The sequence below is a fragment of the Streptomyces sp. NPDC029956 genome, from assembly GCF_055574655.1.
In genome coordinates this window covers 28,133-42,422 of record NZ_JBVHZJ010000016.1, presented here as the reverse complement: position 1 = coordinate 42,422, position 14,290 = coordinate 28,133, and the positions used below count along the sequence as shown (strand labels likewise).

Below are 14,290 nucleotides of genomic sequence, written 5' to 3'. Positions count from 1 at the left end.
GCATTCATGGCCACCACCCCCCTTGCACTCTCTCCACAGACTGACCACCCCGTGTACGTCATCGGCGCGGGCCCCGGCGGACTCGCGGTCGCCGCCGCCCTGCGCGCGCGGGGCGTCCGGGCCGTCGTCCTGGAGAAGTCCGACGCCGTCGGCGCCTCCTGGCGCGCCCACTACGACCGGCTCCGCCTGCACACCACCCGACGGCTCTCCGCCCTCCCGGGCCTCAGGATGCCCCGCTCGTTCGGACGTTGGGTCGCCCGCGCGGACGTCGTGCGCTACCTGGAGAAGTACACGGAGAAGCACGAGCTGGAGATCGTGACGGGCGTCGAGGTCTTCCGGGTCGAGCGGGCCGGGGCCCAATGGGTCCTGCACGCGACCGGCGGGCGCCGGCTCACGGGGCGGGCGGTCGTCGTGGCCACCGGCTACAACCACACCCCGCGCCTCCCCGACTGGCCCGGCCGCGACGCGTACAAGGGGCGTCTCGACCACGCCCGGACCTACCGCAACCCGGAGCCGTACACCGGGAAGGACGTCCTCGTCGTCGGCATCGGCAACACCGGCGCCGAGATCGCCGCCGACCTCGCCGACGGCGGCGCCGCCCGGGTGCGGCTCGCCGTGCGGACCGTCCCGCACATCGTGAAGCGCACCACCGCCGGCTGGCCGGCGCAGCGCTCCGGCATCCTCGTCCGCCGTCTGCCGACGGCTCTCGTCGACCGGATGGGCGCCCTCGTGGCCCGGGTCGGGACGCCGGACCTCTCGGCGTACGGGCTGCCCCGGCCCGACAAGGGCCTCGCGACGCGCCAGCGCGAGGGCGCGATCCCGGTGCAGGACGTGGGCCTGATCGACGCGGTGCGGGCGGGGAAGGTCGAGATCGTCGCGGCAGTGGAGGCCTTCGAGGACGGCGAGGTGGTCCTCGCGGACGGCACGCGGATCGCCCCCGACGCGGTGATCGCGGCGACCGGCTACCGGCGTGCCCTGGAGCCGCTCGTCGGTCATCTGGACGTGCTGGACGGGCGCGGGCATCCGGTGGTGCACGGGGCGCGCTGCCCGCGCGAGGCGCCGGGGCTGTACTTCACGGGGTTCACGAACCCGATCAGCGGGATGTTCCGCGAGCTGGCGATCGACGCGGAGAAGATCGCACGGCGGATCGCACGGTAGCCCCCGGCCGGCCCTCTCCGGGCGGCCCCGCCCCCCGGGCGACCGCCACCTCGCGCACCCGGCGCCTCACACCTATTCCTGACTGGCCGTCAGTTCTGTAATCTGACTGAGCGTCAGGTGTATACGGACGGGTGAAGGGCGGGCGGAACGCATGCTTGGATCGACTCACGGCACCTTCACCACCGATCTACGCGCCCGCGTGGTCGCGTGCGGGGAATCACCCCGCACCACCGTGCACGGGGTCACCGCCGCCCCGGGCGACCAGGACGTCAGCGGGCGCCCGCTGCACGCCGCCGTGCCCGACCTCGACCGCTTCTTCCGTCCCGAGTCCGTCGCCGTCGTCGGCGCGTCCGACGCCGAGGGCCGGCCGAACACCGGGATCACCCGGCAGTTGCTCGCCTGGGCCGAGCGGGTCGGGGCCCGGCTCGTGCCCGTGCACCCGACCCGTACCAGCGTGTTCGGGATCGACTGCGTACCCTCCGTCGGCGCGCTCACCGAACCCGTCGACCTCGCCGTCCTCCTCGTCGCCGACCCGCTTCCCGTCATCGAGGAACTCGCCGAGACGAAAGTGAAGTTCGCGGTCGCCTTCGCCTCCGGTTTCGCCGAGACCGGCGCGGCCGGGGCCGCCGCACAGGAACGTCTCGCCGCCGCCGTACGCCGCTCCGGACTCCGCCTCCTCGGCCCCAACACCAACCTCAACGCCTTCGAGCGCTTCCGAGAGGACCTCGACGGCCCCGCCGTCGCCCTCATCACCCAGTCCGGCCACCAGGGGCGGCCCGTCTTCACCCTCCAGGAGCTCGGCGTCCGCCTCTCCCACTGGGCGCCCACCGGCAACGAGGCCGACCTGGAGACCTCCGACTTCATCTCGTACTTCGCCGGACGGCCCGAGGTCGGCGCCATCGCCTGTTACGTCGAGGGCCTCAAGGACGGCCGTTCCTTCCTCCTCGCCGCCGACCGGGCCGCCCGCCACGGCGTCCCGGTCGTCGCCGTGAAGGTCGGCCGCACCGAGACCGGGGCCCGTACGGCCGCCTCCCACACCGGCAAGCTCACGGGCGCCGACCAGGTCGTCGACGCGGCCATGCGCCAGTTCGGGGTGATCCGGGTCGACGGGCTCGACCAGCTCCAGGACACCGCGACCCTGCTCGCCCGTGCCCGCCGCCCGCAGGCCGACGGCGTCGTCGTCTACTCCATCTCCGGCGGTACGGGTGCCCACTTCGCCGACCTGGCCACCGAGGCGGGCCTCCGGCTGCCCACCCTCCCGCAGGCCAAGCAGGACGAACTCCACCAGTGGATCCCGGAGTACCTGAGCGTCGCCAACCCCGTCGACAACGGCGGCCACCCGGTGGGCGACTGGCGCGGCCGGAAGATCATCGACGCGATCCTCGCCGACCCGTCCGTGGGCGTGCTGATCTGTCCGATCACCGGGCCGTTCCCTCCCATGAGCGACAAGCTCGCCCAGGACCTCGTCGACGCCGCGGAGGCGACGGACAAGCTGGTGTGCGTGGTGTGGGGGTCCCCGGTCGGTACGGAGGACGCGTACCGCACGACCCTGCTCGGCTCCTCGCGCGTCGCCACCTTCCGTACGTTCGCCAATTGCATCGGGGCGGTGAAGGCCTACCTCGACCACCACCGCTTCACCACCGCCTACCGCTCGCCCTTCGACGAGGCCCCCCGCAGCCCCTCCCCCTCCTTCCGCAAGGCCCAGGCCCTCATGCGGCCCGGCCGGCGGCTCAGCGAGCACGCGGCGAAGCAGCTCCTGCGGGCGTACGGGATACGGGTGCCGCGCGAGCAGCTCGTCACCAGCGCGGCGGCGGCCGTCCGGGCCGCCGGGCTCGTCGGCTACCCGGTCGTGATGAAGGCCTCGGGCGCGCAGCTCGCCCACAAGACCGAACTGGGTCTGGTGAAGGTCGGGCTGACCTCCGCGAGCCAGGTCAGGGACGCCTACCGCGAACTCACCGACATCGCCCGCTTCGAGTCGATCGACCTCGACGGCATCCTCGTCTGCCAGATGGTCGGGCGCGGCGTCGAGATGGTGGTGGGCGTGACCCGCGACGACCTGTTCGGCCCGACGGTGACGGTCGGGCTCGGCGGGGTCCTCGTGGAGGTTCTCGACGACACGGCCGTACGGGTCCCGCCGTTCGGGGAGTCCGAGGCGCGCTCGATGCTCGCCGAGCTGCGCGGCCGGGCCCTCCTCGACGGGGTACGGGGTGCGCCGCCGGCCGACGTGGACGCGCTCGTCGAAGTGGTGCTGCGGGTCCAGCGGATGGCCCTGGAGCTCGACGGCGACCTCGCCGAGCTCGACATCAACCCGCTGATGGTGCTGCCGCGGGGGCAGGGCGCGGTGGCCCTGGACGCACTCGCGATCTGTCGATAGCCGAGCCGACACCTTCCGGGAGTTCTTGTGACCGACGTGCCGACCGATGTGCCGGACGTCCGGCCGACCAATGTGCCGGGCGTCCTGCCGACCGATGTGCCGGACGTCCTCCACACCGTCGAGAACGGCGTCTCGTGGATCACCCTCAACCGCCCCGAGGCGATGAACGCGGTCACCTGGGACCAGCGGGAACGCATCATGGCCCTGCTCGACGAGGCCTCCGCCGACCCGGACGTCCGGGCGGTGGTCGTGACGGCGACGGGCCGGGGCTTCTGCGCGGGGGCGGACCTGCGGGGCGCGCCGGCGGTCTCGGAGACCGTCCCCGGGGACGTGGCGCGCACGATCCGGCGCGGGGCGCAGCGGTTCATCGGAGCCGTCATGGACTGCGAGAAGCCGGTGATCGCGGCGGTGAACGGGACGGCGGCGGGGATCGGGGCTCACCTCGCGTTCGCGTGCGACCTGGTCCTGGCGTCCGAGTCGGCGCGGTTCATCGAGGTGTTCGTGCGGAGGGGGCTCGTCCCGGACGGCGGCGGGGCGTATCTGCTCCCGCGGCTGGTCGGGCCGCAGCGGGCCAAGGAGCTGATGTTCTTCGGGGACGCGGTGTCGGCGGCGGAGGCGTACGGCATGGGTCTGGTGAACCGGGTCGTCCCGGCGGAGGACCTGGAGAAGACGGCCCGGGAGTGGGCGGAGCGGCTGGCGCAGGGTCCGACGCGGGCGCTCGCGCTGACGAAGCAGCTGGTGAACGCGTCCCTGGACGTGGACCGCGCCGCCGCGTTCGCGGCGGAGGCGGCGGCGCAGGAGATCAACATGACGACGCGGGACGCGAAGGAGGGTGTGGCGAGCTTCGTGGAGCGGCGGGGGGCGCGGTACGAGGGGAGATAGTCGCGCGACGGCGGTGGACCTGGGCCGTATCGTGTGTCGCGCATATGACACACCGCCGCTCCGGGGGGAACGGAATGCCCAACTCCGCGCGCTCGCGCACAAGATCCCGAAGATCCGGAAGATCTCTTCTGCTGGTCCCGGCCCTGCTGACCGCCCTCGTGGGCCCACTGCTCCCGACGGGCACGGCCCTGGCGGCGACACCGCCGCCGCCGGCCGCGAGCCCGGCGCCCGCGCCGGAGCCGGAGCCCTCGACGACGGACCCGACGCCTGAGCCGACCGCCTCCGAGCCGACCGCGCCGGAACCGACCGCCTCCGAGCCGAACGCGCCTGAGCCGTCGGCCACGACCGACCCGACGCCGACCGCCGACCCGACGCCCAACGCGGCCCCGTGTCCCGCGATGCCGCTCGCGCCGATCGGCGAGCCGGGCGACGCGGTCCAGCAGGTCACCATCGAGTCGAAGGGCACCACCTGCTTCACCGTCACCGTGGAGCAGCCCGGCACGTACCGCCTCCTCATCGACGGCAGCCACGACACCTACCCGGGGCTGTACGCGGGTGAGGACAAGGTCACGTGCCAGGACTGGCAGTACAAGGACGCCTGGTGCGACCTGGCCGTCGGCCGGTACACGCTCCAGCTCACCAACAACGCCTGGGAGGCCGCCAGGAACCGGGTCGCCCTCGTCCCGCTGATGGCCGCCACCCCGGGCGACTGCCCGGCCGTTCCCGGCACCGGGTACGCCACGGCCCCGGCGACCGGCACCGGCGCCGGCCCGCTGGGCGTCGTCTGCCACTCGTTCACCGCCGCCCCGGGCGAGCGGATCACGACGGAGCTGCGGCGCGTCACCCACGGCGACTCCTTCGCGTGGATCTCCGACGCCACCGGCAAGCGCCTCTGCGTGGAGCGCAACCAGGACGGCTCCGAGGGCTGCGTCCTGCCCGAGGGCACCGACGGCTACCGCGTCCACGCGGTCGTCGGCAACCAGGAGGACGGCAGCTCCAACGCCCCCTACACGCTGAAGGTCCGCCGCCTGTCCGACCCCGCGGGCTGCGCCACCGCCGCCCCGTCCGTCTACGGCACCGCGCCTGACCGGTCGGGCCCCGCGACCGGCTGCAAGACGTTCACACCCACCGTGTCCGGCCGCCACGACGTGCGGGCCGTGGACGAGGAGGGCAACCGCAGCAGCGTCTCCGTGTACAAGCAGGACGGCACCTACGCCTGCCGGAGCTACGAGGAGCTCTGCACGCTCGCGGCGGGCACGGCGTACACCGTCCTCACCGACGACGCCGTCCAGTTCTTCGGCCGCGGCTCCACCGAGGGCTGCGTGGACGGGGTCGCGCCGACCGCCGCCTACCGGGGCACGTTCTCCGCCCCCGGCGAGGTCGACTGCCTGAACCTGCCGCTGCCGCAGGGCGCGCACCTCGCCATCCAGTCGGACCTCTCCACCGACATCACGGTGTACGACGCGACCGGCGCCGAGCAGTGCCTCCACGCCACCAACCTGTGGGACGCCACCTGCACGCTCGGCGGCACCGGCCCCTACCGGATGATCGTCATCGACGAGGACCCGTACGAGGGCGGCGACGGTTACGGGCTCGTCGTCCACCGGACCGACGCACCGTCCGCCTGCCCGACCTTCACCGCCGCCGAGTTCAGCGCGACCCCGGCCCGGTCGGTCGTGAAGACCGGCAACGGTGTCTTCGCCGGCTGCCTGACGATCCCCGCCACCGCCCACTCCGCGAACGAGCTGTTCCAGATCGCGAAGGGTGCCGGCGGCTCGTCCGCCGAGGCCGTGGTGGTGGACGCGAAGGGCAGGGTCAGCTGCGAGATCCGCAACTACTACGGCACCTTCTCGGTCTGCGACCTGACCCCGGGCCTCGCCCACACGGTCCTCGTCCAGGGCCGTGACATGCCCGCCGAGACCCTGCTGACCCGCCACGACGTGACCTCCACCGCGCGCGGCTGCGTCACCACCCCGGCCGTCGCCGTCGGCGGCCCGTCCACCGGAGGCGTCCCGGCCGCACCCGGCACCTTCCGGTGCCACCGGGTCACGACGTCCGCCGCCGGGGACACCCTGCACCTGGACGCGCGGGACGCGAACGACGCCGTCCGTCTCCTGGCCATGGACGCCAAGGGCGACGCGGTCTGCGACTACTTCGCCAAGGGCTGCGCCGCCACCGGTTCCGCCGCCTACCAGGTGCTGATCCAGGTCCCGGCGGGGAGCACCGCACCGGCCGCCTACCGGCTCGACGCCGCCCGTATCGGCACGCCGGCCGGGCCCGCCCCGGAGTGCGCCAAGGTGGCCAACGTGAGCTACGGCTTCGGTCCGCTCACCGGCACCCTCAGCGAGCAGCGCGCCACGCTGTGCTGGGCGCTCCCGACCGCCTCGGGCGACTACTACGAAGCGGCGTTCAGCCCGGCCGGCACCTTCGCGACCATGCCGCGGCCCCGGATGTACGACCGGACCAGCCGGGTGAACTTCTGCGGGGGCTCGTACACGAGTCAGGGCGAGATCTACAGCTGCGGGCTGTCGGGCGGTTACCCGAGGACGGCCAAGCCGACCACGCTCGTGATCGGCCTGCCGGAGAAGCCGGCCCAGGCCTCCACGCCGGTCAAGGCGCAGTTCTCCTGCGACGGCGTCGTCTGCGGCTCCGACGAGCGCTCCGTCGGCGTCGTGGGCCCCGCCACGGTCGGCCGCGGGAAGATCTCGATGACCGTCGCCGGCACGGCGCTGCCCGGCTCGGCCAAGGTCGTCGTGACGAGCGGCTCCTTCCGGGCCGAGTCCACCACCCTCTCCGTCGCGCCGGACCGGCGCAGCATGACGGTCGCGCTGGACCTCACGAACGCCCCGCTCGGTTCCCTGAGCACCAGCGTCCACGCGTTCGGCGTGCAGTACATGAAGCCGTCGGTGACCGTCGTCGCCGCGCTCCGCAACACCGCCGCCCCCGGAATCTCCGGTACGGCGGTCGTCGGCGGGAAGGTGACGGCGAAGCCCGGGTCGTGGTCGCTGCCGGTGAACTCGCTCGCGTACCAGTGGCGGGCCAACGGGGTCGCGATCGCGGGGGCCACGGCCTCCACCTACACGATTCCGTCCACGATCCAGGGCAGGCAACTGTCGGTGGCCGTGATCGCACGGAAGGCCGGGCACCCGACGCTCACCGCGGTCAGCGGATCCCTCGCGGTGAAGGGCGCCGCGCCGAAGGCGACCAAGGCCCCGGCCCTCACCGGCACCGTCAAGGTCGGGCGGACGCTCACCCTGAACCGGGGTACGTGGACGCCGGCGCCGACCTCGTACGCGTACCAGTGGTACGCGAACGGGCGGGCGATCAGCGGGGCGACCCGTGGCACGTTCACGCTCACCAAGGCCCAGCGCGGGACCAGGATCACCGTCAGGGTGACCGCCCACCGCACCGGGCACGTCTCGGGTGTCGCCTGGACCAGGGCGACGGGCGCCGTCGCCGGCTGATCCCGCGGCCGTACGAGCGAAGAGCCCCCGGGGCGGCGGTCCTGCCGTCGCCCCGGGGGCTTTCGCGTGCCGGGTCTCCCGCCGGTCTTCCCGCCGGTCTCCGCCGTCTCCGCCCTTCTCATCTGACGAACCGTCAGGTTCAATGGCGGTGTGATGGGACACGCGGGGATGGCGGCCACCGTCGTCCGACACCTGAGAGCGGCCGGTTCGCCGACGGCCGTGGAACCACTGCCCCGGCCGGTACTGCGCGCGGTACGGGAGGACGAGCGACCGCCCGTCGACCCGGCCGAGTTCCGCCGCGTCCTCGGCCACTTCGCGAGCGGGGTCACGATCGTGACCGCGCTCGGCCCGGAAGGACCGGCCGGGTTCGCCTGCCAGTCCTTCGCCTCCCTCTCCCTCGACCCGCCCCTGGTCGCCTTCATGGTCGCCCGTACGTCGACGACCTGGCCCAGGATCGCGGGTGCGGGCACCTTCTGCGTCAACATCCTCGGGGCCGACCAGGGGCCGCTGTGCCGGTCGTTCGCGGTCAGCGGGGCGGACAAGTTCGCAGGCGTCGACTGGACCCCGGCCCCGGTCACGGGCTCGCCCCGGCTCGCCGGCACGCCCGCCTGGATCGACTGCGCGATCACCGCCGTGCACACCGGGGGCGACCATCTGATCGTGGTGGGGCGGGTGGAGTCGCTGGGGGCCGAGGAGGACGGAGACCCACTCCTGTTCCACCGGGGGAGGTTCGGGCGGTTCGGCGCCTAGGCCGTGTCGCTGAACCGCCGTCAGGGCTCGATCGCGCCCGTGTACAGGCCCAGGCTGCCGAGCAGGAACACGGTCAGCACCACGACCGTCCCCCACACCAGCAGCGCCACGAAGTAGCCCCGTCGTGCGTGGCGAGCGACGAGCACCGCCGCGGCCAGGCACACCGTGGCCACCAGCCAGCCCGGCCCGCCGGCGAGCGGCCAGAGCAGGGCTCCGGCGGCCGTCGACAGGAGCAGGTGCCAGCCGGTCGGGCGCCCGCCCAGCCGGCGTGTCAGGGCCTCGCCGAGGAGCACGACCGGCAGCACGAGCCCGGCGGAGACCGCGAGCGCCGGAAGCAGCCAGAACACCGCGAGGAACGGGAGCGCGAGGAGGGTCAGCGCGCTGAGGCGCTCCTCCCCCGGCTCCGGCTGCCCGGTGTCCCCGAACACCACGAGGAGGATCAGGGCGACGGCCCCCTCCAGGGCCAGCGCGAGCACCGAGGCCCACAGCATCCGGCCGTACGTACGGCCTTCGCCCCGGCCTCCCGCGTCCCGGCCGCCCGTATTCCGTACGCCCGCGCCCGTTTCCCGCACGCCCGCGTCCCGACCGCTCATGCGCGATCACCCCCTGCCGGCCATCATGCTCCTGCCGGGGACATCGTCTCCGTCCGGGGTCGGCGGATCACCAGGGCCATCAGGGCGGCCGCCGCGCACAGCGCGCCCGAGGCGTACCAGACGAGGTTGTACGAGCCGAAGACGTCACGGGCCACCCCGCCCGCGAACGCCACGACCGCCGCACCCACCTGGTGGGAGGCGAGGACCCAGCCGAAGACGATCGCCGAGTCCTCGCCGTAGTGCTCGCGGCACAGGGCGATCGTCGGCGGGACCGTGGCCACCCAGTCCAGGCCGTAGAACACGATGAAGAACAGCATCGGCGGGTGCACGGACGGCGCGAGCAGTATCGGCAGGAAGAGGAGGGAGACGCCGCGGAGCGCGTAGTAGACCGCGAGGAGGCGGCGGGCCTCGAAGCGGTCGGTGAACCAGCCCGAGGCGATCGTGCCGACGACGTCGAAGACCCCGATGACCGCGAGCAGTCCGGCCGCCGCCGTCACCGGCATCCCGTGGTCGTGGGCCGCCGGTACGAAGTGGGTCTTCACCAGGCCGTTCGTCGACGCCCCGCAGATCGCGAACGTGCCCGCCAGGAGCCAGAACGGGCCCGTGCGGGCCGCCTTGAACAGGACCGTCACCGCGCGCCGGGCCGCGCCCGTGACCGGCGCCGGCTTGTCGGCGTACTCCCCGCCGTAGGGGGCGAGCCCGACGTCCGACGGATGGTCCCGGAGCAGCAGCCACACGAACGGGACCACCGCGAGCGCGGCGAGCGCCACGGTCACGGCCGCCGGGCGCCAGCCGTGGTGCTCGACCAGCCAGGACAGCAGCGGCAGGAACACCAGCTGCCCGGACGCGCCGGCCGCCGTGAGGATGCCCGTCACCAGGCCCCGGCGGGCCGTGAACCAGCGGTTCGTGACGGTCGCCGCGAACGCGAGGGCCATCGAGCCGCTGCCGAGCCCGACGAGCACGCCCCAGAACAGGACGAGCTGCCAGGCCGCCGTCATCCACACCGTGAGCACCGAGCCCAGCGCGATGACCGACAGCGCCACCGCCACGATCCGGCGGATGCCGAAGCGGTCCATGAGGGCGGCGGCGAAGGGGGCGGTGAGGCCGTAGAGGGCGAGGTTCACCGAGACGGCGAAGCCGATCGTGCCCCGCGACCAGTCGAACTCCTTGTGCAGCGGCTCGATCAGCAGGCCCGGGAGCGAGGCGAACGCCGCCGCGCCGATGATCGTGACGAAGGTGACCGCCGCGACGAACCAGGCGCGATGGATCCGGGGCGGGTGCGGGGCGTGCGGGGCACTCGGGCTGCGGGGAGCCCGCCCGTCGGGCGTATCGGCGGGCGGTGTCTCGGTTGTCTGGGCCATGCCACTGAGCATCCCGGGCCGCCCCGCGTCCGACCATTGGCCCGGACGACAGCTTTCGAACGGATCGGGCCATGGATCGCGTCACGGCCCGGGGCACGGACCGTGGCACGGCCCGGGGCACGGACCGTGGCCCACACCGCCGCTCACACCCTCGGCAGCGTCCTGATCGGGCGTACCGCCAGCAGCGCGCCCACCACGAGCACCGCGATCCCCGCCCCCACCAGCAGCACCTCCTCCGCGCCGACCACCGCCGCCACCGGGCCCGACAGGGTGCGGCCGACGCCCATCATCAGGAGCGAGCCGGCCACGTCGTACGCGTGCATCCGGTTCAGGGCCTCCTGCGGTACGTGCGTCTGCACGGCCGTCGACCACATCACCAGCCAGAAGGCGAAGGCCGCGCCGCCGATGAACTGGCCCGCGCCGAGCAGCGCCACGGGCGCGCCCAGGCCGAGCAGCACGAGGTTCACGGGGAGGCCGAGGAGTGCGACCGCGCCCGCCGCGAGGGGAGTGCGCGGGCGCAGCCTGAGGGCGAGCAGCCCGCCGACGGCGCTGCCCGCGCCGTTGACGGCCATGAGCACGCCGTACGTGGCCGAGCCGTGGTCCTCGGTGACCAGGCTCGCGGTGAGCGGCACCATGGGGCCGGCCACGGTGAGTCCGTACACGGTCCAGATGGCGATGACCCCCCAGAGCCAGTTCCGTGCTCTGAACTCCCGCCAGCCGCCGACGAGTTCGGCGCCGAGGGAGTCGCGCCGCAGGGAGTCGGAGGGGATCGGGGCGATCCGCATCAGGGCGAGGCAGAGGGCGCTGACCGCGAACGTCGCGCCGTTGACGGCGAAGGCGGCGCCCGCGTTCCACACGGCGACGAGCACGCCCGCCGCCGCCGGGCCCGCCATGATCATGAGGGCTTCGACGACCCGGAGGACGGCGTTGGCGCGCTGTACGTCGGGCGCGATGCGCGGGATGGTCGAGGCGACGCCCGGCTGGAAGAGGGCGGCGCCGACTCCGCTGAGGACGGAGAGGGTGTAGACCGCCCAGAGGGGCGGGCCGCCGAGCGTGAAGGCGACGGCGAGGACGGCCGCTCCGGGCAGTCGCAACAGATCCGCGAGGATCATCATGCGGCGGGCGGTGAAGCGGTCGGCGAGGACGCCGCCGAAGAGGACGAAGAGCGCGAAGGCGGCGGTCCAGCCGCCGAGCGCGTAGCCGACGGTGGCGCCGGAGTGGCCGGCGCCGAGGAGTCCGGCGGCGAAGGCGACCGGGACCATGCCCTCGCCGAAGACGGCGACGCCCCGGGCGACGAAGAAGAGCCGGAAGTTACGGTTCCACAGCGCGGGCGGCTCGGCCGGGGCGGGAATCCGCTCGGCGGCCTCAGACTTGTACGTGTTGTCCGTCACGGAGAGGTAGACCTATCACCACGTGGTCTACACCACCACTGAATTTCGACCGACCCCCGGAGGGAGCACCGCCCGTGCCGCCGTCGCCCGAACCGCCCCCGCACCGCGTCGCCGTGCTCGCACTGCCCGGACTCCTCCCCTTCGAGCTGGGCATCCCGCACCGCATCTTCGGCCGTGCGAAGGACAGCGGGGGCCGTCCGCTGTACGAGATCGTGACCTGCGCGACGGTGGCGGGCCCGGTGCCGACGGACGCGGACTTCTCGATCCACGTCGAGCACGGCCCGGAGGTCCTCGCCACCGCCGACACCGTCGTCGTACCGGCCTCGTACGAGCTCGGTCCGGTCTACGACGAGGGCCGGCTTCCCGGCGAACTGGCCGCCGCGCTCGCCCACATCCGGCCCGGCACCCGGCTCGTCTCCATCTGCACGGGCGGGTACGTGCTCGCCGCCGCCGGGTTCCTGGACGGGCGCCCGGCCACCACCCACTGGTCCTCGGCCGAGCACTTCCAGCGGCTCTTCCCGCGCGTACGGGTCGACGCCGACGTGCTGTTCGTCGACGACGGCGACGTCCTCACCTCGGCGGGCGTGGCAGCCGGGATAGACCTGTGCCTGCACATCGTGCGCCGGGACCACGGCACGGCCGTCGCCAACGACGTCGCCCGCAGGACCGTCGTACCGCCGCACCGGGACGGCGGTCAGGCCCAGTACATCGAGCGGCCCCTGCCGGAGGCCCGGACCCACACCACGACCACCGCACGGGCGTGGGCCCTCGCCCACCTCCATGAGCCGATCCAGCTGCGGGACCTGGCCGAGAGGGAGGCGATGAGCGTACGGACGTTCACCCGCCGCTTCCGTGACGAGGTGGGCATCAGCCCCGGCCAGTGGCTCACCCAGCAGCGGGTCGAGCGCGCCCGGCATCTCCTGGAGTCCACCGGCCTGCCCGTCGACCGGGTCGCGCAGGACGCGGGGTTCGGCACGGCGCAATCGCTGCGGGTGCACCTGATGAGCGCGATCGGGGTGACACCGACGTCCTACCGGCGGACCTTCCGCACGGCCGCCTCCTCGGAGGCCTCTGCCTGAGGCCGGGGCCTCTCCCGGAGGAGCCGCCGCTCCCCCACCGCGCCGGCCGCCGTGAGCAGCACGGTCAGACCGACCCCGCAGAGGATGGCCGTCGACGGCGCGACGACCTTGAGCAGGCCGCCCGCCAGGGTGCCGCTCGCCGCGTAACCGGCGCCGACGGCCGCGTACATCACCGAGTATCCGGCGGCGAGCGCGGACGGCGGCAGAAGCTGCCGGAGCGCCAGGTTCCGGGTGAGCATGGCCGGGGCCTGGAGGAGCCCGGCGGCCACCAGGGCCACGGCGATCGCCGCCGTCCACGGCAGGACGGCGACCAGGGCCACGCCCGCGGCCACCGCGAGGACCAGGACGAGGGACTGGACGGCGAGCGGGCCGGGCCAGTGCCCCCGCAGGCCGTACACGAACGCGCCGACCGCCGAGCCGATCGAGAACCCGGCGAGCAGGGGTCCCGCCCAGCCGATGCCGATCCCGCGCTGTTCGAGGAGGGCGGGCAGGACGAGTTCGGCGAGCGCGAGCAGCGTCAGGCTCGCCGCCCCCAGCACGTACACCGGCCAGGCCCGCAGCAGCGACCGCCGCAGCGACGTGCCGTCCTCCTTCGCGACCTGCTGCCAGCCCGGCGGCAGCGTCCACAGGCCGGGGACGGAGACGGCCATCAGCACCCCCATGAGCAGCAGGGGTACGGCGGGGTCGACGCCGAGCGCGAGGCCGGTGGCGAGGGCGGGCGCGGCGGCCCAGATGCCGAAGGTCAGCACCGACTCCATGCTCATCGCCTGGGTCACGGCCCGTTCGGGGACGAGGCTGGTGAGGAGCGCGCGCAGCCCGCCGGGCACGGCGGCGGGCCCGGCGCCGGCGAGCAGGGCGAGGGCGGCGAGCACGACGGGGTGCGCCCCCGGCACGAGCCCGAGACCGGCGAACCCGGCGGCTCCGACGGCGAGTCCGGTGGCGAGCTGCGGCCGGGCGCGCTCGGCGTTCATCCGCAGGCCGAGGACGGGCGCGGCGACGATCTCCCCGATGACGTACGCGGCGGCGAGCACGGCTCCGAGCGAGTACCCGCCGGGGCGCTCCCGGACGAGGAACACGAGGGCGAGGGGGGCCATGGCGACGGGGAGCCGACCGGCGACGGTGACGGCGGACCAGGCGAGAACGGGACGGGTGGCGAGCTCGCGATAGGACATGCTCAGGACCGTAACGACGTACGCCCGTGCGGCCCACCCCGTTTTCCCCGCATCGATCTCCCCACC

General features: G+C 73.9%; 10 protein-coding genes. 6 read left to right on the top strand and 4 right to left on the bottom strand.

What is annotated here, in order from left to right:
* Positions 1-6: 6 nt before the first annotated feature.
* The 5 genes from ACZ4XX_RS15390 to ACZ4XX_RS15370 all read left to right on the top strand — a co-directional run bounded on the left by ACZ4XX_RS15390 (position 7) and on the right by ACZ4XX_RS15370 (position 8,628).
* Positions 7-1,158 (top strand): flavin-containing monooxygenase, encoded by a 1,152-nt coding sequence (locus ACZ4XX_RS15390; protein ID WP_468508427.1) that lies wholly within the window; start codon positions 7-9, stop codon positions 1,156-1,158.
* A 151-nt stretch (positions 1,159-1,309) separates the two neighbouring features.
* Positions 1,310-3,532: an acetate--CoA ligase family protein gene (locus tag ACZ4XX_RS15385; protein WP_468508426.1), complete on the top strand. Its 2,223-nt coding sequence runs from the start codon at positions 1,310-1,312 to the stop codon at positions 3,530-3,532.
* 84 nt (positions 3,533-3,616) lie between these two features.
* Positions 3,617-4,414, top strand: a complete 798-nt coding sequence (locus ACZ4XX_RS15380) for an enoyl-CoA hydratase/isomerase family protein (protein WP_468508527.1) — start codon at positions 3,617-3,619, stop codon at positions 4,412-4,414.
* A gap of 158 nt (positions 4,415-4,572) precedes the next feature.
* Complete coding sequence (locus tag ACZ4XX_RS15375; RefSeq protein ID WP_468508425.1) at positions 4,573-7,878, top strand: hypothetical protein; 3,306 nt, start codon at positions 4,573-4,575, stop codon at positions 7,876-7,878.
* Positions 7,879-8,031: 153 nt separating this feature from the next.
* A complete protein-coding gene (locus tag ACZ4XX_RS15370) occupies positions 8,032-8,628 on the top strand; it encodes a flavin reductase family protein (RefSeq protein WP_468508526.1) in 597 nt (198 codons plus the stop codon).
* 20 nt (positions 8,629-8,648) lie between these two features.
* On the opposite strand, the gene ACZ4XX_RS15365 is transcribed toward ACZ4XX_RS15370, so the two are convergent.
* The 3 genes from ACZ4XX_RS15365 to ACZ4XX_RS15355 all read right to left on the bottom strand — a co-directional run bounded on the left by ACZ4XX_RS15365 (position 8,649) and on the right by ACZ4XX_RS15355 (position 11,973).
* Positions 8,649-9,221, bottom strand: a complete 573-nt coding sequence (locus tag ACZ4XX_RS15365; protein ID WP_468508424.1) for a hypothetical protein — start codon at positions 9,219-9,221, stop codon at positions 8,649-8,651.
* A gap of 23 nt (positions 9,222-9,244) precedes the next feature.
* Entirely contained in the window at positions 9,245-10,582 is a 1,338-nt protein-coding gene (locus ACZ4XX_RS15360) for an MFS transporter (RefSeq protein ID WP_468508423.1), read from the bottom strand.
* A gap of 143 nt (positions 10,583-10,725) precedes the next feature.
* Positions 10,726-11,973 (bottom strand): MFS transporter, encoded by a 1,248-nt coding sequence (locus ACZ4XX_RS15355; RefSeq protein ID WP_468508422.1) that lies wholly within the window; start codon positions 11,971-11,973, stop codon positions 10,726-10,728.
* A 74-nt stretch (positions 11,974-12,047) separates the two neighbouring features.
* Here ACZ4XX_RS15355 and ACZ4XX_RS15350 point away from each other — a divergent pair, with 74 nt between their 5' ends.
* Positions 12,048-13,052 (top strand): GlxA family transcriptional regulator, encoded by a 1,005-nt coding sequence (locus ACZ4XX_RS15350; RefSeq protein WP_468508421.1) that lies wholly within the window; start codon positions 12,048-12,050, stop codon positions 13,050-13,052.
* Here the strand turns inward: ACZ4XX_RS15350 and ACZ4XX_RS15345 are convergent.
* The gene (locus ACZ4XX_RS15345; protein WP_468508420.1) at positions 13,004-14,224 is read right to left on the bottom strand and encodes an MFS transporter; all 1,221 of its coding nucleotides are present in this window, start codon (positions 14,222-14,224) and stop codon (positions 13,004-13,006) included. The genes ACZ4XX_RS15350 and ACZ4XX_RS15345 overlap by 49 nt on opposite strands.
* Positions 14,225-14,290: the final 66 nt, after the last annotated feature.

Excerpts from the sequence above, each read along its gene's own strand:
- ACZ4XX_RS15390 (WP_468508427.1), top strand. The coding sequence starts at position 7 with ATGGCCACCACCCCCCTTGCACTCTCTCCACAGACTGACCACCCCGTG.
- ACZ4XX_RS15385 (WP_468508426.1), top strand. The coding sequence starts at position 1,310 with ATGCTTGGATCGACTCACGGCACCTTCACCACCGATCTACGCGCCCGC.
- ACZ4XX_RS15370 (WP_468508526.1), top strand. The coding sequence starts at position 8,032 with ATGGGACACGCGGGGATGGCGGCCACCGTCGTCCGACACCTGAGAGCG.
- ACZ4XX_RS15365 (WP_468508424.1), bottom strand. The coding sequence starts at position 9,221 with ATGAGCGGTCGGGACGCGGGCGTGCGGGAAACGGGCGCGGGCGTACGG.
- ACZ4XX_RS15360 (WP_468508423.1), bottom strand. The coding sequence starts at position 10,582 with ATGGCCCAGACAACCGAGACACCGCCCGCCGATACGCCCGACGGGCGG.
- ACZ4XX_RS15345 (WP_468508420.1), bottom strand. The coding sequence starts at position 14,224 with ATGTCCTATCGCGAGCTCGCCACCCGTCCCGTTCTCGCCTGGTCCGCC.